Origin of the sequence: Streptomyces changchenzhani (assembly GCF_039766235.1) — a bacterium.
In the GTDB taxonomy this organism is placed as follows: domain Bacteria; phylum Actinomycetota; class Actinomycetes; order Streptomycetales; family Streptomycetaceae; genus Streptomyces.
On record NZ_JBDHNH010000003.1, the window covers coordinates 558,859 to 579,832 of the forward strand.

Annotated in this window: 22 protein-coding genes; 13 read left to right on the forward strand and 9 right to left on the reverse strand. The window is 68.6% G+C overall.

All coding sequences use genetic code 11. The annotated features are described in order from the left end of the window. Positions 1–15: 15 nt before the first annotated feature. Positions 16–267 (forward strand): hypothetical protein, encoded by a 252-nt coding sequence (locus ABCR94_RS13725; protein WP_347119528.1) that lies wholly within the window; start codon positions 16–18, stop codon positions 265–267. A gap of 224 nt (positions 268–491) precedes the next feature. Here ABCR94_RS13725 and ABCR94_RS13730 read toward each other — a convergent pair whose 3' ends face one another. Then, a complete protein-coding gene (locus tag ABCR94_RS13730; protein ID WP_347119529.1) occupies positions 492–1,784 on the reverse strand; it encodes a phosphoribosyltransferase family protein in 1,293 nt (430 codons plus the stop codon). A gap of 145 nt (positions 1,785–1,929) precedes the next feature. On the opposite strand from ABCR94_RS13730, the gene ABCR94_RS13735 reads away from it, so the two are divergent. The 4 genes from ABCR94_RS13735 (at position 1,930) to ABCR94_RS13750 (ending at position 5,410) form a co-directional block, all read left to right on the forward strand. Then, complete coding sequence (locus ABCR94_RS13735) at positions 1,930–2,736, forward strand: HAD-IIA family hydrolase (RefSeq protein WP_347119530.1); 807 nt, start codon at positions 1,930–1,932, stop codon at positions 2,734–2,736. A gap of 71 nt (positions 2,737–2,807) precedes the next feature. Further along, positions 2,808–3,572 carry a PP2C family protein-serine/threonine phosphatase gene (locus tag ABCR94_RS13740; RefSeq protein ID WP_347119531.1) on the forward strand — a complete coding sequence of 255 codons (765 nt, stop codon included), beginning with the start codon at positions 2,808–2,810 and terminating at the stop codon, positions 3,570–3,572. 114 nt (positions 3,573–3,686) lie between these two features. Continuing rightward, entirely contained in the window at positions 3,687–4,784 is a 1,098-nt protein-coding gene (locus ABCR94_RS13745; RefSeq protein ID WP_347119641.1) for a CapA family protein, read from the forward strand. A gap of 338 nt (positions 4,785–5,122) precedes the next feature. Then, on the forward strand, positions 5,123–5,410 hold the full coding sequence (locus tag ABCR94_RS13750) for a hypothetical protein (RefSeq protein ID WP_347119532.1): 288 nt from the start codon (positions 5,123–5,125) through the stop codon (positions 5,408–5,410). Positions 5,411–5,976: 566 nt separating this feature from the next. Here the strand turns inward: ABCR94_RS13750 and ABCR94_RS13755 are convergent. Continuing rightward, positions 5,977–6,513 (reverse strand): PucR family transcriptional regulator, encoded by a 537-nt coding sequence (locus tag ABCR94_RS13755; protein WP_347119533.1) that lies wholly within the window; start codon positions 6,511–6,513, stop codon positions 5,977–5,979. Between ABCR94_RS13755 and ABCR94_RS13760 the strand changes: the two genes are divergently transcribed. The 3 genes from ABCR94_RS13760 (at position 6,478) to ABCR94_RS13770 (ending at position 10,134) form a co-directional block, all read left to right on the forward strand. Further along, complete coding sequence (locus ABCR94_RS13760) at positions 6,478–7,377, forward strand: serine hydrolase domain-containing protein (protein WP_347119534.1); 900 nt, start codon at positions 6,478–6,480, stop codon at positions 7,375–7,377. The genes ABCR94_RS13755 and ABCR94_RS13760 overlap by 36 nt on opposite strands. Before the next feature lie 360 nt (positions 7,378–7,737). Continuing rightward, the gene (locus ABCR94_RS13765) at positions 7,738–8,748 is read left to right on the forward strand and encodes an ABC transporter permease (RefSeq protein WP_347119535.1); all 1,011 of its coding nucleotides are present in this window, start codon (positions 7,738–7,740) and stop codon (positions 8,746–8,748) included. 66 nt (positions 8,749–8,814) lie between these two features. Further along, complete coding sequence (locus ABCR94_RS13770; RefSeq protein ID WP_521976917.1) at positions 8,815–10,134, forward strand: TnsB C-terminal domain-containing protein; 1,320 nt, start codon at positions 8,815–8,817, stop codon at positions 10,132–10,134. 168 nt (positions 10,135–10,302) lie between these two features. On the opposite strand, the gene ABCR94_RS13775 is transcribed toward ABCR94_RS13770, so the two are convergent. After that, the gene (locus tag ABCR94_RS13775) at positions 10,303–11,040 is read right to left on the reverse strand and encodes a dienelactone hydrolase family protein (protein ID WP_347119536.1); all 738 of its coding nucleotides are present in this window, start codon (positions 11,038–11,040) and stop codon (positions 10,303–10,305) included. A 445-nt stretch (positions 11,041–11,485) separates the two neighbouring features. On the opposite strand from ABCR94_RS13775, the gene ABCR94_RS13780 reads away from it, so the two are divergent. Then, positions 11,486–11,698, forward strand: coding sequence for a hypothetical protein (locus ABCR94_RS13780; protein ID WP_347119537.1), 213 nt, complete (start codon positions 11,486–11,488; stop codon positions 11,696–11,698). Positions 11,699–11,711: 13 nt separating this feature from the next. Here the strand turns inward: ABCR94_RS13780 and ABCR94_RS13785 are convergent, their stop codons facing one another. From ABCR94_RS13785 to ABCR94_RS13800, 4 genes are all read right to left on the reverse strand, one after another. After that, a complete protein-coding gene (locus ABCR94_RS13785; RefSeq protein WP_347119138.1) occupies positions 11,712–12,740 on the reverse strand; it encodes an IS3 family transposase in 1,029 nt (342 codons plus the stop codon). Then, entirely contained in the window at positions 12,737–13,120 is a 384-nt protein-coding gene (locus ABCR94_RS13790; protein WP_347118891.1) for a hypothetical protein, read from the reverse strand. The genes ABCR94_RS13785 and ABCR94_RS13790 overlap by 4 nt, the downstream gene beginning before the upstream one ends. Positions 13,121–13,229: 109 nt before the next feature. Continuing rightward, a complete protein-coding gene (locus ABCR94_RS13795; protein ID WP_347119538.1) occupies positions 13,230–13,949 on the reverse strand; it encodes a hypothetical protein in 720 nt (239 codons plus the stop codon). 472 nt (positions 13,950–14,421) lie between these two features. Then, positions 14,422–15,651, reverse strand: a complete 1,230-nt coding sequence (locus ABCR94_RS13800) for an IS110 family RNA-guided transposase (protein ID WP_347119539.1) — start codon at positions 15,649–15,651, stop codon at positions 14,422–14,424. Positions 15,652–15,803: 152 nt separating this feature from the next. On the opposite strand from ABCR94_RS13800, the gene ABCR94_RS13805 reads away from it, so the two are divergent. Together ABCR94_RS13805 and ABCR94_RS13810 are read left to right on the forward strand one after the other, a co-directional pair. After that, positions 15,804–16,678 (forward strand): IS5 family transposase gene (locus tag ABCR94_RS13805; protein ID WP_347119540.1). Its coding sequence is split into 2 segments (ribosomal slippage): positions 15,804–16,139 and positions 16,142–16,678, totalling 873 coding nucleotides; the frame shifts between segments, so codons are not numbered across the junction. A 470-nt stretch (positions 16,679–17,148) separates the two neighbouring features. Then, on the forward strand, positions 17,149–17,301 hold the full coding sequence (locus ABCR94_RS13810; protein ID WP_347119541.1) for a hypothetical protein: 153 nt from the start codon (positions 17,149–17,151) through the stop codon (positions 17,299–17,301). Positions 17,302–17,361: 60 nt separating this feature from the next. Here ABCR94_RS13810 and ABCR94_RS13815 read toward each other — a convergent pair whose 3' ends face one another. Together ABCR94_RS13815 and ABCR94_RS13820 are read right to left on the reverse strand one after the other, a co-directional pair. Further along, positions 17,362–18,288: an alpha/beta hydrolase family protein gene (locus ABCR94_RS13815; RefSeq protein WP_347119542.1), complete on the reverse strand. Its 927-nt coding sequence runs from the start codon at positions 18,286–18,288 to the stop codon at positions 17,362–17,364. Then, positions 18,285–19,334 (reverse strand): amidohydrolase family protein, encoded by a 1,050-nt coding sequence (locus ABCR94_RS13820; RefSeq protein ID WP_347119543.1) that lies wholly within the window; start codon positions 19,332–19,334, stop codon positions 18,285–18,287. The genes ABCR94_RS13815 and ABCR94_RS13820 overlap by 4 nt, the downstream gene beginning before the upstream one ends. A 146-nt stretch (positions 19,335–19,480) precedes the next feature. Between ABCR94_RS13820 and ABCR94_RS13825 the strand changes: the two genes are divergently transcribed. Together ABCR94_RS13825 and ABCR94_RS13830 are read left to right on the forward strand one after the other, a co-directional pair. After that, complete coding sequence (locus ABCR94_RS13825; RefSeq protein WP_347119544.1) at positions 19,481–19,861, forward strand: MerR family transcriptional regulator; 381 nt, start codon at positions 19,481–19,483, stop codon at positions 19,859–19,861. A 174-nt stretch (positions 19,862–20,035) separates the two neighbouring features. Further along, positions 20,036–20,941 (forward strand): recombinase family protein, encoded by a 906-nt coding sequence (locus ABCR94_RS13830; protein WP_347119545.1) that lies wholly within the window; start codon positions 20,036–20,038, stop codon positions 20,939–20,941. The last annotated feature ends 33 nt before the right edge of the window (positions 20,942–20,974 follow it).

Here is a 20,974-nt window from a genome sequence, read left to right on the forward strand (position 1 = left end):
GATGGGAATGGGCGCATGGGCAACGCCTGGACAAGGCTTACTCAGGAAGCAGGAGAACACGGCGGCCCTGATGCTCTAAGGGCGTTCTACCGGGCGCAGGTCACGTACATGGCCTGCGTCGCTGCGGCCTCGGGGGTGGCGTACGGGGTGAACAAGTACCGGAAGTACACCGAGGACAAGAAGATGGATCGCAGGATCTCCGAGTTGGAGGCCGAGGGAACTCCGGCCGAGCTCGAGCAGGGGCGGGACGAGAATCCGACCGTGTAAGCGAAAAGGGAGTTCCTGCGCCCCACACGGAAGCCAAGGCCCTAACGACACGATGAGCTACTTGTCACTTCGTGGCAGCTTCGGGAGAAGAGGGCCCCGTCGAGCGGTGTCCTGTCGCATTGAAGCTGTCGGATTCCCACTCGGTCTCGGTCGTGCTGGCAGATTCTCAGGCGGTGGGCTCTGACGGACAGCAGACACACCGTCATCGCAGCGACGGATACCGCTCAGCTGATCGGCGGCGCGCTGCCTTCCGTCAGGTGCCGGATGAACCACGCCCGTGCGAGGTCGGTGACTTGGTCGAGCGCTCCGGGTTCCTCGAAGAGATGCGTGGCCCCCGGGACGATTTCAAGGCGGTTTTCGCAGCGCAGCTCTGCCTGGGCGGCGCGGTTGAGGTCGAGCACCAACGTGTCGTGCCCGCCGACGATCAGCAGGGTCGGTGCTCGTACGTCGCCGAGGCGGGGCGCGGCGAGATCGGGCCGCCCGCCCCGCGACACCACGGCGCCGACGGACGCGTCGTCATCCGCGGCCGCCCGGAGCGCGGCGGCGGCCCCGGTGCTCGCTCCGAAGTAGCCGATCGGTACGGACTCGCGCTCCCGGAGCCAGCGGGTGGCCCCCGACAGCCTCCGGGCCAGGGTGTCGATGGCGAAGACGTTCGCCCGGTCGGCCTCCTCGGCCGACGTGAGCAGGTCGAAGAGCAACGTGCCCAAACCCGCGTCGCGCAGGGCCGCCGCCACCGACCGGTTGCGCGGGCTGTGGCGGCTGCTGCCGGAGCCGTGGGCGAACATCACCACCGCTGTCGCGCCCGTCGGCAGCGCGAGGTCTCCCGCCAGCCGGACGCCGTCTGCGTCCACCTCGACCTCGGCGGTGGCCGGTGCGGACCGGGCCGCCGCCGCTTCGGTCAGGCACATGATCACTTCCTCGTCCGTGGTCTGCGAGAAGTCCTGGTACCACTCGCCGACGGCGCTGAACAGGTGGGGCCTGGACAGGCACACCACGTCGTCCGCCGCCCCGCGCAACCGGTGGACCACGTCCGGCGGCGCCACCGGCACGGCGAGCACCACGCGGGCCGCGCCCTGCGCCCGTACGACCTGGCATGCGGCGGCCGCCGTGGCACCGGTCGCGACCCCGTCGTCCACCACGATCACCGTCCGGCCGTCGACGGTCACCCGAGGCCGCCCTTCGCGGTAGCGCCGTGCCCGCCGCAGCAGCTCCTGTTCCTCCGCGTGCTCGACCGCCGTGAGCTCCGCCTGCCGGACCCCGCTGTGGCGCACGATGTCATCATTGATGACCCGTATGCCGCCCTCCCCGATCGCGCCGAACCCCAGCTCAGGGTGGTAAGGGACCCCCAGCTTGCGCACCACGATCACATCGAGCGGGGCACCGAGCGCCCGCGCCACCTCGTAGGCCACCGGCACGCCGCCCCGGGGCAGGCCGAGGACGACGGGCCTTTCCTCTCGCAGGTGCTCCACTGCTCCGGCGAGACGTCGTCCGGCGTCCACACGGTCGGTGAACAACACAGTCTTCGCCCCCTCTCAGGGGAGAGGGCAGGCACGTCCGTACCTTCGGATTAGCTCTGTTCGCGGCATTCCGCAACTCGGGGCGGATGTGCCGCGGGCTCCGTACACGCTGCGATGCCGTACGAGGGTGGCTACCGTCGATCGTATGGAACCAGGCGGCGCGGTCCTGATCGACATCGACGGAGTGCTCACGGTCTCCTGGGAGCCGCTGCCCGGCACCGTCGCGGCCATGGAGCGGCTGCGCGCCTCGGGGCGCCCCTTCGCCCTGGTCACCAACACGACCTCGCGGACTCGCGCCTCGATCGCCGAGCGCCTGGCCGGGGCGGGGTTCCCCGTCACCGTCGACGACATCCTCACCGCGCCGGCCGTCACCGCCGCGTATCTGCGCGAACACTGTCCGCGCGCTCGTTGTCTGCTGCTCAACGCCGGTGACATCCGGGACGATCTGTCGGGTGTGACGCTCGTCGACGAGACGGATCCGGACGCCGACGTGGACGTGATCGTCATCGGAGGGGCCGGCGACGAGTTCGGCTACACGGCCCTCAACCGCGTCTTCCGCCACCTGCAGCGCGGAGCCCGCCTCGTGGCGATGCACCGCAACCTCTTCTGGCGCACCGCCGACGGCCTCAGCCTCGACAGCGGAGCCTTTCTCCTGGGCCTGGAGCGGGCCGCCCGGGTCGAGGCGGAGATCACCGGCAAACCGGCCGAGGCGTTCTTCGCCGCCGCGCTCGCCCACCTCGGCGCCGAGCCGTCGACGGCGCTCATGGTCGGGGACGACATCGAGTCCGACGTACTCGCCGCCCAGCGCGGCGGGATCACCGGCGTCCTCGTCAAGACCGGCAAGTACGTGCCCGAGACCCACCGGGCGGCCACGGGCGCACCGGACCACGTCATCGACTCCTTCGCCGCGCTGCCCGCCCTCCTGGACCGCCTGGCCACGGGCTCCGACTGAGCCGGGGGCGGCAATCGGCGCGACAATGGTGGTGCGGAACACGCCTGCCGTTGCGGAGAGGCGGGACCGAAATGCCGTACATAACCGTCAGCGCCCTGAGCCATCCAGGACTCGTACGCGACCACAACGAGGACAGTCTGGTCGTCGGACCGTGGACGCTGTGCGGAACCATGACCGAGAACCCGCAGACGCTGGGGTTCCCGCTCGGCAACCCGCTCGTCGTCGCGGTCGCCGACGGCATCGGCGGCCAGCCGGCCGGGGAGGTGGCCAGCGGCCTCGTCGTCCGGCACCTCGCGTCGCTCGGGCCGACGCTGGACAGCGAGCAGGCCGTGCGCGACGCCCTGGACGTCTGCAATCACGCCGTGTACGCGGCTGCCGACCGTGATCCGGAGCTGGCCACCATGGGCACGACGGTCGCGGGTGCCGTGATCCTCGCGAAGGAACTGCTGGTGTTCAACGTCGGCGACAGCAGAGTGCTCGACGTGAGTCCGAACAGGCCCGGCGAGGGCGCCGGAACACCCCTCCACCGGGTGAGCGTCGACGACAGCCCGCCCTTGGCGCCGGGCCGGCGCACCACGTCGATCATCACGCAGGCGCTCGGCGGCGCTCCGCGGTTCAGCCCGATCACGCCGCACGTCAGCACGGCGCCGCTCACCGCAGGGGGGCGCTACTTGGTGTGTACCGACGGACTGACCGACCCCGTGCCCGAGGACAGGCTCGACGACCTGCTGCGGACCCACGACGACGGCCGGGCGGTCTTCGAACTGTGGAAGTCCGCCATCGAGGCAGGCGGCCCCGACAACATCACACTCGCGCTGATCGCCCTCCTCGAATAGCCGACGTTAGGGCGCCACGTCAGCCATGCCAGCCATGCCAGACACGCCAGACACGCCAGACACGGCAGACACCTCAAAGACACGACGCACACGACAGAACGGAGGACCGGCTTGATCACGCTGTTCGTCTGCGGCGACGTCATGCTCGGCCGCGGCGTGGACCAGATCCTGCCGCACCCCGGTGACCCGGAACTCCGCGAGAGGTACGTACGGGACGCCCGGGAGTACGTCGGTCTGGCGGAGGCGGCGAACGGCCCCATCCCGCGTCCGGTCGGCTTCTCCTGGCCCTGGGGGGACGCACTGGAGGTCCTCGATGCGGCCGCGCCCGACGCCCGCGTGATCAATCTGGAGACCAGCGTCACGCGCAGCGACTCGTTCGCCCCCGGCAAGGAGATCCACTACCGGATGCACCCCGCCAACCTCCCCTGCCTGCCGGCCGCCCACCCCGACGTCTGCGTACTGGCCAACAACCACGTCCTGGACTTCGGCCGCCGTGGCCTCGCCGAGACACTCGACTCGTTGGCCGGCGCGGGCTTGCGGACGGCCGGCGCGGGCCGGGACGCCGCCGGGGCGAGCCGCCCGGCGATCGTCCCCCTCGACAGAGGCCGACGGCTCCTGGTCTTCTCCTTCGGCATGCCGTCCAGCGGTGTCCCGCAGTCCTGGGCCGCGACCGGGTCGCGCGGCGGAGTCAGCTTCGTGGCCGGTCATTCGGACGCCGCCGCGGCCGAAGTGGCCGACCGCATACGGCGGATGAAGCGTCCCGGCGACATCGCGGTGGTCTCGGTCCACTGGGGCTCCAACTGGGGCTATCGCATACCCCGGGACCAAGTCACCTCCGCCCACGCCCTGATCGACGCCGGAGCGGACGTCGTGCATGGCCACTCCTCGCACCACCCCCGTCCCCTGGAGGTGTACCGGGGCAAACTCGTCCTGTACGGCTGCGGCGACTTCATCAACGACTACGAGGGAATCACCGGCTACGAGCAGTACCGCGACGACCTGCGGCTCCTCTACCTCCCCTCGCTCGAGCCCGGCACGGGCAAGCTCACCGACCTGCGCATCACCCCGCTGCAGGCCCGGCGCATGCGCCTGTGCCACGCCTCGTCCGACGACCGCCGGTGGCTGCGATCCCTCCTCGACCGGCTCACCGAGGGTTTCCGCCCGTGCGCCGCGCCGGACCCGGAGGGCACCTTGACGCTCCGGGCAGCCTGACGGACCAGCTCGCCAAGGCACTGCCCGCGCTCGCCGACTTCCTCAACCCTCATGGTCCAGGGCCGCAAACAGACCGACTGATCGGCCGCCCCTGCCCACTGCAGCACAGCCCGCCGCAGCTCCACCGCTTCCGTGGTCATCACCCTCTCGCCTGCCCACGTCCACCTCTGCCCTCAACATCACCTCTGGGCCCGTTCCACCCACGACATCCCACTCACCCGCCTGCCGGAAGTCATCCAGCCCAGCGTCGACTCGACCAGCTCGCCCGCCACCACCGGAAGATCCGACAAGCCCTCGACCTGGCACGGAGAATCGTTGAGGACTGGACCGCCATCGGCATGCCGATCGACCTCGGGAAAGAGTGGACCGACCGCCTCGACCGAGTCGAAGCACAGTCCGTCAGCAAGAAGGTATCGGCCGAGGTCCGCAGTCACCTCGCGGAATTCCCCGAGATCGTGGTGCTGACGCACCTGATCCTCGACCCGCCGACGACCGCCCTCAACCCCAAGGAGCTCTACCTGGCGACGACAGCCGAGTTGAGCCGACGATTCACGCGGATCTACACCACCCTCGGAGCCCAGGACCCCCTCTACTGGAGGTTTCCACGGACTTCCCGGCGGTCTTGATGCGGGCGGGTGTCCAGTAGGCGAGGGCGTCCCGGCGCTCCTTGACGGTGTACTTCAGGACCGAGACCGGGTCGGCCGTGGCAGCATGAGCCTGCCCGGGTACGGCAGTCGCCGGGATAGGGGCGGCGAGGACGAGGGCTGTAGCGGCTACGGCGAGTCCCGTGGCCCGGCTACGAACACGCCGGACCGCGGAAGTGGAAGTCTCAGGCATAGCGGATATCTCCTCGGCTGATGCGGGCAGTGGACGGGGGCTGTCAGCCCGCTCAACTAGAGGGGGAAACCTGCCTGTTCGGTTGGCGCTTTTGATGAACTGTGACGATCACAGTGACCATGGCTCCGCACAATTCGCGTCCGTGACACCTGCCACCGGCCCAATCGACGCGCCGCACCCCGCTTCCGGGAAGCGGGCACACACGGCGCCCGCCGTGCCTGTTTCAGTGCTCCCGCGCTCCGTTTGCTGCCTGCTTCGGGCCCGTTCCCGCTCGACGTGGTTCACCTCACGCACCCGCGCGGAGACGGCTATGGGGCGGTGGCGGCCCGGGCGGTCACCGTCGGGGGGAACGCAGCTACCAGCCGAGCTGGTCGCCGAGCCGCAACCGCAGCCACAGCACCAGCCGCTCGTCCGGGTCGGCGAAATCGAACCCGAAGATTCCCTCGGCGCGGGCGAGCCGGTACCGGATGGTGTTCGGGTGCACGGACAGCCGGTGGGAGGCGGCCACGACATCACTGTTGGCGTCCAAATAGGCGAGGATGGTCGCCGCGTAGGTGGTGCCGTGCTGGAGGTCGTGGGCGCGGATCCCGGGACCGATGCTGCGGGGCAGTACCTCGTGCGTGGCCAGTACGTGGGCCAGCGCGGACAGCGTCGCGCTGGCCCACACCTCGTCGATCGTGGCCACCTGGCACGGTTCCGGGTCGCCCGGCCGGTCGGTGAGTGTGCGCAGGACGAGATCCGCGTCGGCGCGTGAGCTCGCGATCGAGCGCAGTCCCTGGACGACGGAGCCGAGTCCGGCTAGGACGGGCACCCGCAGCGCGCCGTGGGCGCGCCGGGCGATGTCGGCGACGAGTTCATGAGAACGGGCCGCAAAGTCGTCGGCAATGAGCACAGCCGTATTGCCAGCAATACGAAGACCTGGGTCGCCACGGTCGTGCTGCAGCTCGTCGGCGAAGGCAAGATCAAGCTCGATGACTCTGTCGACCGGTATCTGCCCGGCCTGATCCGCACCGAGCACGGGCGCAAGATCACGATCCGGCAGCTGTTGCAGCACACCAGCGGCCTGCCCGACTACCTGGAAGGGCCGGAGTGGGAGGACCTGGAAGCGCACCGCTGGGATCACATCGAGCCCTTGGAGACGGTCAAGCAGTCGCTGGAACTGCCCCCGCCCGAGGACAGGACTCCGGACGGCTTCTACTACTCCAACACCAACTACAACCTGGCGGGCCTGATCGTCACGAAGGTCACCGGCCGCAGTATCGCCACCGAGATCAAGCAGCGGCTCATCAAGCCCCTCGGACTGCGTGGCACCTACTGGCCCGGTGACCAGGTCGAGCTCCGCAAGCCGACGCTGCGCGGCTACGTGGTGCAGGGCCGGAATCTGGTGGACAAGACGGAATGGAACACCTCTTCGGCCGACGCGTCGGGTGCGCTGGTCTCCACCGGTCTCGACGCGACTACGTTCTGGACCGCGTTGTGGAGCGGAAAACTGCTGGCCCCGGCCCAGCTGGCCGACATGAAAAAGACTGTTCCGGATGACGGCGGCGAGGGCTATGGCCTGGGAGTGGAGCGCTATGAGCGCACCCCCGGCCGCGTCACCTGGGGACACAGCGGCTATATGGAGACCGGCCACAAGTTCAGGAACGCCGTCACCGATGACGGCCAACGCGCGGTGACCCTGCTGTTCGGCTCAGAAAAGTTCAACTCGGCAAAGGTGGACTCCATCATCGACAAACTCATCCGCAACCTTCGCTGACCGGTCGCTCTCTCACTGTCACGAGGCGCGGCGGAGCGGTTCCCGCGTAATCGCACAGGGAGAGAGCGAGTACCGGAGTTCACCGTCAGGTTTCTTCGAGCAGGCAATCCCCTTTCCTGAGCGCTGCCTCGGAAGCCCCACGGAAGTCCCACGCAGGCCCTACGGAAGTTCCACGGAAGCGACCCCGTCGCGTCGGCGCGATTCGGCGGATGTGCGGTGCGGTGGGCCCGGCAGGGCGGTACCGAAGCGTTGCAGCTTCCGCACCAGGGCGTTCGCCCTCGTGCACGACACAGCGATGACGCCGCCGCCACCGCGGCAAGCCCGGGCCGGTTGGCGCCGGTTGAGAAAGGCCCCTCTCCCATGACAGCACCATTGCGTGAGCCAACCGTTGAAGCACCCCCCGACGCGACCGAAGAGGCGGCGGCAGCCGTCGGCTCGGACAGCACAGCTGTTCAGGGACGCTCACTGGGGCGGATCGCCTGGGAGCGCCTGAAGCGCGACCAACTCGCCCTGGCCGGCGGCGGCGTCGTCGTCCTCATCGTCGTCGTGGCCCTGCTCGCCCCCGTCATCACCGACCTGATGGGCCAGGACCCCGAGACCCACCACGAGGACCTGATCAACCCGCTGTTCGGCACCCCGAACGGCTCCCTCGGCGGTATCAGCGGTGACCACCTCCTCGGCGTCGAGCCGGTCAACGGCCGAGACATCTTCGCCCGCATCCTGCACGGTGCGCGGATCTCGCTGCTCGTCGGCTTCCTGTCGGCCGTGGTCGCGGTTGTCCTCGGTACCGTCCTCGGCATTCTGGCGGGCTTCTTCGGTGGCTGGGTGGACACCGCCATCAGCCGCGTCATGGACGGTCTGCTCGCCTTCCCCCAACTGCTCTTCATCATCGCGCTGGTCTCCGTCATGCCGAACGACCTGCTGGGGCTGACCGGTTCGGGCGTGCGCATCTTCGTGATGATCCTGGTCATCGGCTTCTTCGGATGGCCCTACATCGGACGCGTGGTGCGTGGCCAGGCACTCTCCCTGCGCGAACGGGAGTACGTCGAAGCGGCCAGGTCACTGGGCGCCGGACGCTTCTACATCCTCTTCAAGGAACTACTGCCCAATCTTGTCGCGCCGATCATCGTCTACACCACGATGGTGATCCCCACCAACATCCTCACCGAAGCGGCGCTCAGCTTCCTGGGCGTGGGCGTCAAGCCGCCCACGGCCTCCTGGGGGCAAAAGCTCTCGAACGCGATCGACTACTACGACTCGGACCCCGTCTACATGGTCGTCCCGGGCGTGGCGATCTTCATCACGGTGCTTGTCTTCAATCTCTTCGGCGACGGCGTGCGGGACACGCTCGACCCGAGGGGTTCCCGCTGAACCGCGGTGATTCCAGCGGCCCGTGGCACCGACACGCTGTTTCTCATCAATTCCGGAGGATCCGAGATGGTGACTACCCAAACCGCCTCAGGGCGGCGACCACGGCGCAGGCAGGCCATAGCCGCTGCCGCCGCGGCCACCGCGCTGCTGACCACGGCGGCGTGCGGCGGCGGCAACGGCAAGAAGGGCGCGGCCGGAGGCTTCCGGATGGCAGAGGGGCCGGTGGCCGAGCGCGGGGTGCTGACCGCGCCGACCGAGATATGGGGTGTCGCGGTGCGGCGGGCCGAGGTGATCGGTCCGCTCGCCGCGAAGGACGCGGTGGGACTGGCCGATGCGGACGAGGCCGCTGCGAAGCTGCGGATCTCGCGGCGCCAGGTGTACGTGCTGCTGGGGCGGTGGCGTGCGGGCGAGGGCGTGGTGTCGGACCTGCTGCCGGGCCGCTCCAGCGGCGGCCGTGGCGGGGGACGTCTGTCCGGCGACGTCGAGATGATCGTCCGGGAGGTGCTGCGCACCCGGTACTTGACGCGGCAACGCCGCTCGGTGGCGGCAGTCTGCAAGGAGATCACGCGGCAGTGCCGGGCTCGTGGCCTGCGAGCCCCGTCGAGGGGGACGGTGCGGCGCCGGATCGAGCAGCTGGACCCGGTGTCGTCGGTCGCGGCGCGGGAGGGAAGCGAGGTGGTTCGTTCCCTCCGGTCGGCCGGGGGTGTGCCGCCTGCGGTCACCGGGCTGTTGGAGCAGGTCCAGATCGATCACACGCCGATGGATGTGATCGTGGTCGACGAACGGCACGGGCTGACGATCGGCCGTCCGTATCTGACCCTCGCGATCGACGTGGCCAGCCGGTGCGTGGTCGGCCTGGTCGTGACGCTGGAGGCGCCGTCGGCAACCTCGGTCGGGCTGTGCCTGGCGCACGCGGCGACGGACAAGCGGCCGTGGCTGGAGCGCCTCGGCGTGGAGGCGGTGTGGCCGATGAGCGGGAAACCGCGCGAGCTGTACGTCGACAACGCCGCGGAGTTCAAGAGCGAGGCCCTGCGCCGCGGCTGCGACCAGCACGGCATCAAGCTGCGCTACCGGCCGCCCGGCCAGCCGCACTTCGGCGGGATCATCGAGCGGCTGATCGGCACGGTGATGCGAGAAGTACACGAACTGCCGGGCACCACCTTCTCCAGCATTGTCGAGCGCGGCGCCTACGACAGCGACGGCAAGGCCGCGCTGACCATGGGAGAGCTGCAGCGCTGGCTGTCCTTCGGGTTCAGCCGAGATACGCCTCGAAGGGGCAATGAGTTGATCTTGATGCGGCTTGGCGCGTGGTCAGCACAGTTGCGCCGCAGTAAATGCGTACACCTCGCCGCGGCGGCCGGGACGCCCCGTCACAGGCCGGAGTGATCGCGGCAGGGCCCCCGTCGCGGTAAATCCGGTATTTACTGCGGCAGTTGTGCATACGTCTCCACAATCGAGCATCTGCCCGAATGCGGTTCTGCTGTGCGGACTTGAGGGGAGGGGACTGTCAGTGCCCGATGCCGACCAGGCCAGGCGCCAGCATGTTTGCCTGGGTCATGCCCCCAGGTCCTCCGTCACGGGCAGGCACTCGGCAAGCAGGTCGACGACGTCGCGCCAGGCTCGCTGCGCGTGCTGTGGGTGGTAGCCGACGCCGGGGACCATGGGGTGGTCGACCGGCGGGTGGTGGAAGGCGTGCAAGGCGCCGCCGTAGACCGTGAGGCGCCAGTCGATGCCCGCGGCCTGCATCTCAGCGGTGAACGCGTTCCGTTGCGCGGGCGGCATGATCGGGTCTTCCGATCCGACCCCGGCCCACACCGGGCAGCGGATATGCGCCGCCTCGCCCGGTCGGCCCGTGGTAGTTGCGTTGACTGTCCCGATCGCGCGCAGGTTGACGCCATCGCGCCCGAGTTCCAGCGCGATGGCGCCCCCGGTGCCGTAGCCGACGGCGGCTATCCGGTCGGGGTCGGTCCGCGGTTCGGTGCGCAACACGTCGAGCGCCGCGTGGCCGATGCCTCGCATCCGGTCGGGGTCGGCGAGCAGCGGCATGCAACGGGCCAGCATCTCCTCGGGGTCGCCCAAATAGCGCCCACCGTGAAGGTCGAAGGCCAGCGCTACATATCCCAGCTCGGCGAGAGCATCGGCCCTGCGGCGCTCGACGTCGCTGAGCCCCATGCCCTCTGGTCCGAGCAGCACCGCGGGCCGGCGGTCGACACCGGCCGGGAGCGCGAGGTGCCCGATCATCGTAAAACCGTCGGCCGGATACTCGACCGTACGCGTCGTAATCGTTGTCATGAGTCTGGACTGTAGTGATCGTCGAGCCCGGTCCGGCCGGTGTTCTGCCGCTGGCAGAACAGCGCGGGTATCCCTCTGAAATACGGCGAGGGCTCACAAGAACCGTCACAAACCCCGTCCCCACGGCAGCGCTGTCGGAATCATCCCGTTGCCCCTTTGGGGAGTATCTCGGTCACACCCGATCTACAACTACGTGCCCGAGCTGAAGGGCGGTCGCCTCGCACTCGCCGAGACGACCAGCACGGCCGAACTGCCCCGGCCTGCCAAGCCCGAGGACTGATCACCGCCGTTTGCGGCTGGTGACACGGTTCTTACCGGCACCCCTAGAAGCCCGCGAGTTCACGCGGACTGAAGGGGCCTCAGCGGGAACTCGAGGATGCAGTGCCGTTTCAGCGGGCATCGGCTCATCGGGTTCGGGGTGAACCGGCGATCTCAGGAGTCGACCATGTGGCACCCAAAGGGCGGGGCCCACGTCGACGGTATGGATTTGCCACCGACCGGGGTCGTCCTCGCCCTGGGCGTAGAGGGTCCGTATGCACGGCCTGGTCGCTCTGGAGGCTACGGCCACCTGCGCACCCAGGCCCACGAGGCGGCCAGGCTCAACCGCGAGGAGATGCTCGACCTCGTATCGATGCCCGGAAGATTTCAAGTCCAGTGAGACGGTCGGGACGCTATGAGGTTTGTGGTGCGGGTTCGCGGCGCTTGGCCGGGTCGTTGATCCAGGCTTTCTCGGGTATTCGGGGTGGTCGGGGGCGGCGGGCGAAGCGTTCGGGGTGGCGGGCGTATGCCTGGGCGAGAGTGACGGCTCGTTGGTCGCGGACCTCCTCGGCGGTCCCGAAGTGGACGGAGGCCGGGGTGTGCCAGCCGATGCCGGAGTGGCGGTGTTCGTGGTTGTAGTACGCGATGAACGTGTCGAACCACTCGCGGGCATGGGCCAGGGAATCGAAGCGGTCGGGGTAGTCCGACATGTACTTCGTGGTCTTGAACTGGGCCTCGCTGTAGGGGTTGTCGTTGGAGACCTTGGGCCGCGAGTGCGACCGGGTCACTCCGAGGTCGATCAGCATCTGGGAGACCTTCTTGCTGGTCATCGAGGTCCCGCGGTCCGCGTGCACGGTCTCGGGCACGATGCCGTTGCGGGTGATGGTCTCGCGGATCAACTCCTCGGCCCGCTCGGCCGATTCGGCCTTCTCGACAGTGTGGCCGACGATATAGCGGGAGTAGATGTCGATGATCACGTAGGCGTGGTACCAGATGCCCTTCTCGGGTCCGGCGGCCTTGGTGATGTCCCAGGTGAACACCTGCGAGGGGGCGGTGGCGAGGAGTTCGGGCACCGCCTTGGCAGGGTGGGTGGCCTGTCGGCGGCGCTCGCCGCTCTGGCCCTTTTCGCGCAGGATCCGGTACATCGTGGAGACGGAGCAGCGGTAGCGCCCGGCATCCAGCTCACGGGCCCAGATCTGGGCGGGCGGGAGTTCGGCGTACTCCTCGCGGTTCATCAGCTCCAGTACCGCAGATCGCTCCGGCGCGCTCAGGGCCGAGGGCTGGACCTGCGGCTTCCTCGGTTTCCGCTCGGCTGCGGGCCGCAGCCTGCGGTAGTGGGTGGCCCGCGAGCGTCCGGTCAGCCGGCACGCGGTGGTGATACCCAGTGCGGGCTCGACACCGGCGAAGGCGTCGTCGAGGACCGGGGCGGCGTTCTGGGTCAGTCCGCGCTCTCGGAGATCATTTCCAAGAGCGCGGAAGCTTTTCCCATGACCTCCAACGCGGCCTTGTTGCGGGCCAGTTCCTTCTCCAGCCGTTCCACTTGGCGGCGCAGTTTCTCGTTCTCCACCTCGGCGGGCGACCTCTTCGGCCTCGCCGGGCCGGTGCGCCTGTCGGCCAGCTTCTCCAGGGCCCCGGCATCCCGGGCGGCCCGCCACTCCTTGATGTGCGAGTGGTACAGCCGCTCGCGGCGCAGGACCGAGCCCTTCTCGTTCTTGGCCGCGGCGTCGTACTCGGCCACGATCCGCAGCTTGTACTCGGGACTGAAACTGCGGCGCTTCGGCTTCGCTGCCGGATCCGATCCGGACGGCTTCGTGCTGGTCATAAGGGTGGAACTCCTGTCGATGCCCTCTCAGGCTAACCCGACAAAGCGGGATGTCTCACCCAAGGCTGGCAGAGAGGGCCTGGGCCTGTGCCCGCCGGCCTGAGGCACGTCAGGGCAGCTGGATCATCACACATGTGGGCCCGCGCTCCGCGAGCGTCTCGCAATCGTTCGCCCCGTTGGCGACCACGGCCCCGATCGCGATGCCCCACGCCCCGGCCGGAATGGTGACCGGTGTGTCGACCCGGTGCTCGATCACGCCTCGATCATTGGGCCGGAGAATGCTGTGGAAGAAGTCCACCGGCGGCTCCAGAGGCTCCCCGTCCTCATCCACGGCGTTTCCGTACACCTCGATGGTGGCCCACGTATCGACGCCGTCGGCGTGCACGCCGAACCTCAGCCTCGGATCGGACCGGGGCCCCGTGAGGCTGACATCGGTGATGGACGGCCGCCCGTTCCCGCCCGCCGCCTTCGCGGCACCGACCACCGCCACGCTCAGCGCGACCATGTAGAAGATCACCCCGAGGATGAGCACGGCGGTCTCCCACATGTTGCCCCGTCGTGTGGGACACATCAGTAGCGCCACGATGCTGCAGACAATCGCCAGGATGGCGCAGAGCGACGCCACGTAGATGGGCCACGACTCGTTGTTGAGCGCGACAAAGACGATGTCGCTGGTGAGCCCGAGAGCGGTCATAACGCCCGCGACGGTGACCAGGGCCCCGGCGAGGATCTTGGCGACGTCGTCCAGGCGCTTCCCGAGTCTGGCCTGGATTTCGTCGGGCAGCGGGGCGTGTTCCTGCCCATCGCCCGGCCTTCTCAGCCCGCTCATGGAACAGACGCTAGTCGTGGACGCGATCGCAGGCGCCGGGGTGTGGGCCAAACGGAGCAACTGCGGCCAGTTTCGGGCATGACCGGCCGGTTCCGTTGGCTGGAGTGAGGGAACCGGTGAAGCCGCGGCCTTCCTCGGATGCGTATCCGACCCTGGCGCCCCGGTCCTTGAGCTTGAGTAGCTCTGGCCGGGTCTCCCAGCCGGCCGTCCTCGACGCACGAGGCCGCGTCGCCTTCGCCCTGCCCGAGCATTCTCCCGCCAGGCCGAGCGAGCTTCGACAATGCCGAAGATTCGTCATAAGGCTGTGAGCCTTCCGCAACCGGGGAAACGAGCTGGCCAGGCCCCATAGAGTGTCAGCGAGGGCCACGGGAACCCGTGGGTTGTCGCACAGATGCTGGCGACGGACGGGTTTCCAGATGGCTACGAAGCGCTACATGTCCGTTCGCCGTAGACACCTCACGTGGCTAACTCGTCAAGCGGCAGCGGCAAGAAGCGTGGGGAACGCGGCTTCCTCATCGAACAGCTTGTTGTGCTGAAGGCAGTGGTAAAGCTGTCCGATCATGCGGTTGAAGAGGTTGCGCTCCGCGGCGGCGTGCCAGTCACCGGCGTCGCGACGGCCCCGGTAGTGTCCGTTGGCCCCGGGCGAATGCCGGAGGGTGGCGAAAGCCCAGAGGTAGCCGGCGTGGTTGAGCCGGTCGTTCTTCACCCAACGCCGGGTGATGCTGGTCTTCTTGCCCGAGGCTCTGGTGATCGGCGAGGAGCCTGCGTAGGCCTTCATGCCCCGGGCGTCGGCGAAGCGGTGGCGGTCGTCCCCGATCTCGGCGAGCACCCGGGCGCCGAGCTGAACACCGAGGCCAGGGAAACTCAGGATGATCTCGGCGTCCGGGTGCTGAGGGAAAGCTTCCTGCACCGCCACCTCAAGGTCGTCAGCAGCAGTGCAGGCCGCATCCAGCTGAACCAGGAGAGCGAGCATCTGCTTGCCGAGCGCGTCCTCGGCCAGCGGCGGCTGGTGGGCCCAGTCGCCCCGGAAGACCTGACGGAGCCGCTCAGCCTCAGCCTCGATGCCGCGCTGGCGGCCGGCCCGCTTGAGAGCGGCCCGGAGCTGCGTGCGGGTCAACCGGGCGGCGAGAGTCGCAGTGGGAGCGGCCTTCAGGAGCTCTCGGGCCTCCGGCCGGCACAGACCGTTCTTCCACCGTTCGAAGGTGGCCAGGGCCGCCGGATAGAACTCCCGCAGCAGCGAGCGCAGCTGGTTGGAGGTCTGCTGTCGATTCCACGTCGCGTTCTGCTGAGCACGGGCGAGGACGGAGATGGCGCGGGCCAGATCGGAGTCCTTGGGCAGCGGCCGGTGGGCATGCATGTCTGTGCGCAGGATGTTGGCCAGGACAAGTGCATCACCGGAGTCCGACTTCTTGCGGGAAGCGCTGAGGCGGTCGCGGTAGCGGGCGGCGGACATCGGGTTGATCGCGAACACTTCTCGTTTCCCGGTCCGCAGTACCGCGACCAGCAGGCCGCGGGACGTCTCCATCGCCACCGGTATCGGGTTCTCTTCGCTGTCGCCGTACTCGGCAAGCAGGTCCAGCAGAAGCCGGTAGCCAGCTGAGTCATCGGGGATGTGTCGCTTGGCGAGTAACTCGCCGGTGTCGTCGACCAGGGCGACGTCGTGGTGTCGCTCCGCCCAGTCGATACCGCAGTAGATGGACATCTTCCCTACCCATGCTCGGGGTGTATGTGCTGGTCACGAGCACATGCGGGCCACGCGTCGTGCTAATCCCAGGCCTCAACCGGTGATGGCTGGGCCGACACCTCACTAGGGCCTGTTGCGAAAGTGGATCTTGACTGTGAAACGATCACGGTGTGGCGCGTGGAGATCTGACAGACGAACAGTGGGTACGGCTGGGACCGCTCTTGCCGAAGGGCAGTAAGTCCGGCCGGCCGCCGATATGGCCCAGGCGGCAGCTGATCAACGGCATCCGGTGGCGGACCCGGGCCGGCACGCCGTGGCGGGATGTGCCCGAGCGGTACGGGCCGTGGGACCGGGTCTACGATCTGTTCCGGCGCTGGCAGCGGGACGGCACCTGGAAGCGGATCTTCACCGAACTGCAGGCCCAGGCCGACGCGAAGGACCTGATCACCTGGGATGTGAGTGTCGACTCAACGGTGTGCCGAGCCCATCAGCACGCCGCCGGTGCGGTGAAAAGGGGGATCTCCAGAAGGAGCCGCCCGGAGGTGTCGAGACCGAGCCGGACGACCACGGGCTCGGGCGCTCACGCGGTGGGCTGACCACCAAGATTCACCTCGCGGTCGAGCAGGGGCAAAAACCCATGTCCATCGTGATCACGGCCGGGCAGCGCGGCGATTCCCCGCAGTTCGAACCGGTACTTGAGCGCATCCGGGTACCCCGTAAGGGGCTGGGGCGTCCCCGCAAACGGCCCGCCAAAGTCCGCGCCGACAAGGCGTACGGCTCCCGGAAGAATCGCGCCTACCTGCGCAGACGCGGGATCCGCTGCACGATCCCGGAGAAGAAGGACCAGATCCGCAACCGCAGGAAGCTTGGTTCCCGTGGCGGCCGACCGCCGAAGTTCGACAAGGCCGACTACCGCGAACGCCACGCAGTCGAGTGCGGGATCAACCGCCTCAAACGTCACCGGGCCGTCGCCACGAGATACGACAAACTCGCCGTCCGCTACGAAGCCACCATCCTCGTCGCAGCCATCAATGAGTGGCTGTGACCAGCACTTTCGCAACAGGCCCTAGTCGTTCGTGGCACCAGCGCACCACGCGGGCCCCGGTCTGAGCAGGAGCTCGTACGGCTCGCGCGTAAGGAGAGGTTTCCGTGTGGTCGACTCGTCACACGAACGCTAATGAGGCACGGGCGTCAGCGCGGTGGCTTCGTGCCCGACGGTTAACGCGGGACCGGAGATGTCGAAGGCTGTCGGTCTGCGGCCAGGCTTTGCGCGCCAGCTATACGAAAGGCATCCCTTCGACATCTCCTCGGGCAGCGAGCTGAGCTATGCGATCAGCATCGTCGCTCGAACGGCACCGGGGCTCAACACCCGATCCGTGGTGCCGCTAACAACGGATTAGCTATACGAGAGCAGGGCCTTCAAGATCATCCCGTTGCCCCTTTGGCGCGTATCTCGGTCACACCCCTCACTTGGCCGCAGCCTGCCCAGGACGAAGGGACGGGGATGGAGGTCCAGTGGGCGCGTGCGGATGTCCGCCCTGGCTCAGCGCCGCGGGCGCCGCTTGCGCGCTAGTCCTCGATCACCTCCCGGCTGCCGGCGCCCTGCGCCCGTTGCGCGACCCGGACGCTCCGGAACTGGACGAGGACGACGACGGCAGCGAGGGGTGAGCAGACGTGTCCCGGTCATCCACTGGGCGCAAGGAGGACACGCGGCTGCGGGTGGCGGGGTCACTTGGATTCGAGGCGTCCCAGCGGGTGGCCGCCCGTGAGAACCGTTTGGGCGTTCTTCCAGTCAGTGAGGTCGATTCCGGTGACATGGCGCAGGTAGGCGAGGGTGACCTGCTGTACGAGGGCGACACGGTCGGGGTTCTCGTCGGTGGTCTCCGTTGCCTGGTAGCCGGAGATGCCGCCGAGGAAGTGCTCGCCGCCGCGGACGGTCAGGAGGCTCTTGTTGCCGCGGCTGAGGGTATAGGGGTCGGCCGTCCAGGCCGGGCCCCGGGTGGAGAGCGGGAGGTCGTCCTTGTCTCCGGCGACGACGAGGCCGGGGGCGGCGATATGGGAGAAGTCCTGATCGCGCAACCAGGGAAGGTTGTTGTGGGCAAAGGGGGTCAGTTCGTCGCCGCCCTTGCCTGCGGTGGCCAGTTGGATGCTGGCCATGACCCGGGAATCAGACAGGTCCTCGGCACCGGTCTGCGGGTCCGTGACGCGCAGACCCACCAGGATGCCGGCGGTCTGGCCGCCGAAGGAGTGCCCGGCCGCGACGATGCGGCTGTGGTCGATGCGGCCTTCCAGGCCCGGCACGCTCGCCTCCAAGGTGTTGAGCTCGTCGAGGATGCGCCGCATGTCCTGTACGCGGTAGCGCCACATCTGGGGCCGACGAGGGTCATCGGCTGGGAGGTGGAGCCGCTTGGAGTCCAGGTGGGTGGCCTGGATGACGACAAAGCCGCCGGACGCCCAGTGATCGACCAGCGGGGCGTAGCCGTCCAGGTTCGAGCCGAAGCCGTGGGCGAAGAGCACGACGGGCAGGCTCGTGCCGGCAGTGGGGGCGGTGATGCGGACGTGCAGGTCCTCGCCGCGCTGCGGTGCGTTCAGCACGAGCGGCTTGACGGATACCGTCGCAGTGGGGGCGGGGCCGGTGGTGTGGTGCGTGGTCATGCGTGTGTCTGCCTTTCAGGGGTTAACGGGCCGGGGGAGGCGGAGGATACGTTCGGCGTTGAGGTGGCCGAGCTTGTCCCGGCCTTGCTCGTCGAGCGGGGCGTGGTCGACGAAGGCGCGGGCGCCCCCCTGTCCGCCGAACGCGCCGCGGGAGTCGACGCCGCCGAGACCACGGTGCTCTTGACCGTCGCCTGTTGTGGGGGCGCCGTAGGGGGAGTCCGCGCCGAACATGACCCGGTCGGGGCCCAGCACGTCCAGGGCCGCGCCAAGCATGCGGTGGCTGTAGAGGCCGCCGGCGGTGACGGCCAGATTGCCGGTGATGTAGTCCAGGACGCGGCGCTGCAGGTGCGGAGCAGATCGGCACGGTCGGCGAAGGGTACGAGCATCTCGCCCCAGTGGCCGAGGATGATCTGGAGGTCCGGGTGCCGGTCCAGGGTCCCGGCGAGGATCAGGCGCAGAGTTGCCAGGCCGGCTTCTGAGTGCCATCCCCACCCTCCGGTGGACAGCAGCAGGCCCGTCATCTCGTCGAAGCCGCTGTAGGCGATGTCGATGAGTTTTCGGGGCGGCATGGCCGGGTGGATGTACAGCGGCACACCGAGGTGGGCAGCGGCTTCGAAAATGGGGCGGAAGCTGGCGTGGTCGAGATATGTCTCGCCCGTTCGCGGGAAGAGCATCGCTCCGACATGTCCCAGGCCAGTGACTGCCCGCTCAAGTTCCGCGGCGGCGGCCTGAGGATCGGACGTGGGCAGCGTGGCGAAAGCCGCGAAGCGGTCGGGGTGGCGGCGCACCGCGTCGGCCAGTACGTCGTTGGCCTCCCGGGCGAGAGGGACGGCGACCTGTGCCTCCATGTCCACGCCGCTGACGTCCATCCGGGCCAGACGTTCCTCGCCGACGTCGAGCAGACGCAGGTTCACCTCCCCCCGGCTACTCATCTTGTTGACGGTCGCGTCACCGCCCCACCGGAGAAGGGCGCGACGCAGTTCCGGGGTCCAGGCGTGCTCCTCGACGCCGATCACCCGCCGGGCCGGTGCAGTGTCCTGGCTCATGGACACTCCGTTCGTCGTTTGACTCATCCCGATACGGGATCTAACTGGATCATTCGCCCGCCAGCGGGCACATGAGCTACGGTAAAACTTGACGTTGACGTGAAGGGCAAGTGTGTGTGATGCAGAACACGCGGAAAGGGGTGGGGATGCGGATCGGGGAACTCGCCCGCCGCACGGGCGTCACCACCCGGGCCCTGCGGTACTACGAGGAACAGAACCTGCTCACCGCCGAGCGCAGCGGCAGCGGCCAGCGCCACTACGCAGAAACCGCCGTCGACCGGATCCACCTCATCCGCCAGCTGTACGCCGCCGGACTGAGCAGCAAGGCCATCGCCGAGCTGATGCCCTGCGTCATCGACGGCAAGGCCACCCCTGATCTCCTCCAGCGCCTGGCCGCGGAACGCGACCACCTCGACCGGCGCATCGCGGATCTCACCCATACCCGGGACAGGCTCGACTCCGTTATCGACGGTGCATCATCCAACATGCACACCGGCGCCCCCTGCCCACGGGACGCGAATGCATAGACCTGCGCCAAACCCGTCGGAAAAGGATCGTTTGCCGACAGGCGCGGAGGGCGTCCAATGAACCCGGACTTTTCGGGGCCTGTTGGCGGCGCGGATCCAATCAGATCCGTTGGTGATTGATGACAGGGTTTGGTGACAGATAGGGTCCGATCCTCCGTACGAAAGGGGCCCTTGATGGCGAACCTGGTCTACAAGCGAGTGTCGACCGACCAGCAGTCGACCGACCGTCAGAACCTCGTCCTGGCCGAGGCCGGAATCGAGGACCCGGTGGCGTTCGAGGAGGAGGCCGGCACCTCCAGCCGCCTCCACCCGCTCCAGCGCCCGAAGTTCGGCGAGCTGCTGACGTACGCCCGGCCGGGCGACGCCGCGCACATCTCTGAGATGTTCCGCCTCGTGCGCGGCACGAAGCACATCCTCGACGTGCTGGACGTCCTGCACCAGGGCCGCCTCGCCCTGCGCATCCACGACGGCGCGTTCTCCGCGATGGACCTCACCGCACGCCACCCGCGCACCGGAGAACTGCTGTCCACCGTGAAGTTCATGGTGCAGACCCTCGCGGCCGCCGGAGAACTCCAGCGGGAACTGACCTACGACGGGCTGCGGGCCGCCGAGGCGAAGGGCAACAAGGGCGGCCGCCGCCCGGCCGTCACGACGGAGAAGACCGACGCCGTGCGCACCTCGTACCTGGGCGGCCAGCCCATCGCCAGCCTGGCCCGTGAGCACCGCGTCAGCCGCGGCGCCATCCGCACCGCCGTCGCCGACCTCATGCCCGAGCACGCCACCGGCCACCAGGGCGCCCCGGCCCCGGAGCTGTCGGTCACCCTCGACATGCCGGGCAAGGTCGCCGACTTCCTCCGCACCGCCGAACTGGAGCCCGCCGAGCGCGCCGCCCTCGACCAGGGCGTGACCGTACGGCGCGGCCAGGGCTACACGCTCCGCGTCCGCGCCGTGCCATCGGTCCACCGCGCGCTCCTCGGCCGCTGCCAGCCGCTCGACGCCGCCTCGATCCCGGCACAGCGCAAGGCCCGCCGCGAATACGCGAACCGCTTCAACGCCCTTGCGGCCACCACCGGGCCATGATTAACCCTTACTGGCTGTTGCTCGTTCGACCGT

Bases quoted from the DNA above. Each gene is read 5' to 3' on its own strand.
- ABCR94_RS13725 (WP_347119528.1), top strand. From the start codon at position 16: ATGGGCAACGCCTGGACAAGGCTTACTCAGGAAGCAGGAGAACACGGC.
- ABCR94_RS13735 (WP_347119530.1), top strand. From the start codon at position 1,930: ATGGAACCAGGCGGCGCGGTCCTGATCGACATCGACGGAGTGCTCACG.
- ABCR94_RS13740 (WP_347119531.1), top strand. From the start codon at position 2,808: ATGCCGTACATAACCGTCAGCGCCCTGAGCCATCCAGGACTCGTACGC.
- ABCR94_RS13750 (WP_347119532.1), top strand. From the start codon at position 5,123: ATGCCGATCGACCTCGGGAAAGAGTGGACCGACCGCCTCGACCGAGTC.
- ABCR94_RS13760 (WP_347119534.1), top strand. From the start codon at position 6,478: ATGAGAACGGGCCGCAAAGTCGTCGGCAATGAGCACAGCCGTATTGCC.
- ABCR94_RS13765 (WP_347119535.1), top strand. From the start codon at position 7,738: ATGACAGCACCATTGCGTGAGCCAACCGTTGAAGCACCCCCCGACGCG.
- ABCR94_RS13770 (WP_521976917.1), top strand. From the start codon at position 8,815: ATGGTGACTACCCAAACCGCCTCAGGGCGGCGACCACGGCGCAGGCAG.
- ABCR94_RS13775 (WP_347119536.1), bottom strand. From the start codon at position 11,040: ATGACAACGATTACGACGCGTACGGTCGAGTATCCGGCCGACGGTTTT.
- ABCR94_RS13780 (WP_347119537.1), top strand. From the start codon at position 11,486: ATGTGGCACCCAAAGGGCGGGGCCCACGTCGACGGTATGGATTTGCCA.
- ABCR94_RS13790 (WP_347118891.1), bottom strand. From the start codon at position 13,120: ATGACCAGCACGAAGCCGTCCGGATCGGATCCGGCAGCGAAGCCGAAG.
- ABCR94_RS13795 (WP_347119538.1), bottom strand. From the start codon at position 13,949: ATGAGCGGGCTGAGAAGGCCGGGCGATGGGCAGGAACACGCCCCGCTG.
- ABCR94_RS13800 (WP_347119539.1), bottom strand. From the start codon at position 15,651: ATGTCCATCTACTGCGGTATCGACTGGGCGGAGCGACACCACGACGTC.
- ABCR94_RS13815 (WP_347119542.1), bottom strand. From the start codon at position 18,288: ATGACCACGCACCACACCACCGGCCCCGCCCCCACTGCGACGGTATCC.
- ABCR94_RS13820 (WP_347119543.1), bottom strand. From the start codon at position 19,334: ATGAGCCAGGACACTGCACCGGCCCGGCGGGTGATCGGCGTCGAGGAG.
- ABCR94_RS13825 (WP_347119544.1), top strand. From the start codon at position 19,481: ATGCGGATCGGGGAACTCGCCCGCCGCACGGGCGTCACCACCCGGGCC.
- ABCR94_RS13830 (WP_347119545.1), top strand. From the start codon at position 20,036: ATGGCGAACCTGGTCTACAAGCGAGTGTCGACCGACCAGCAGTCGACC.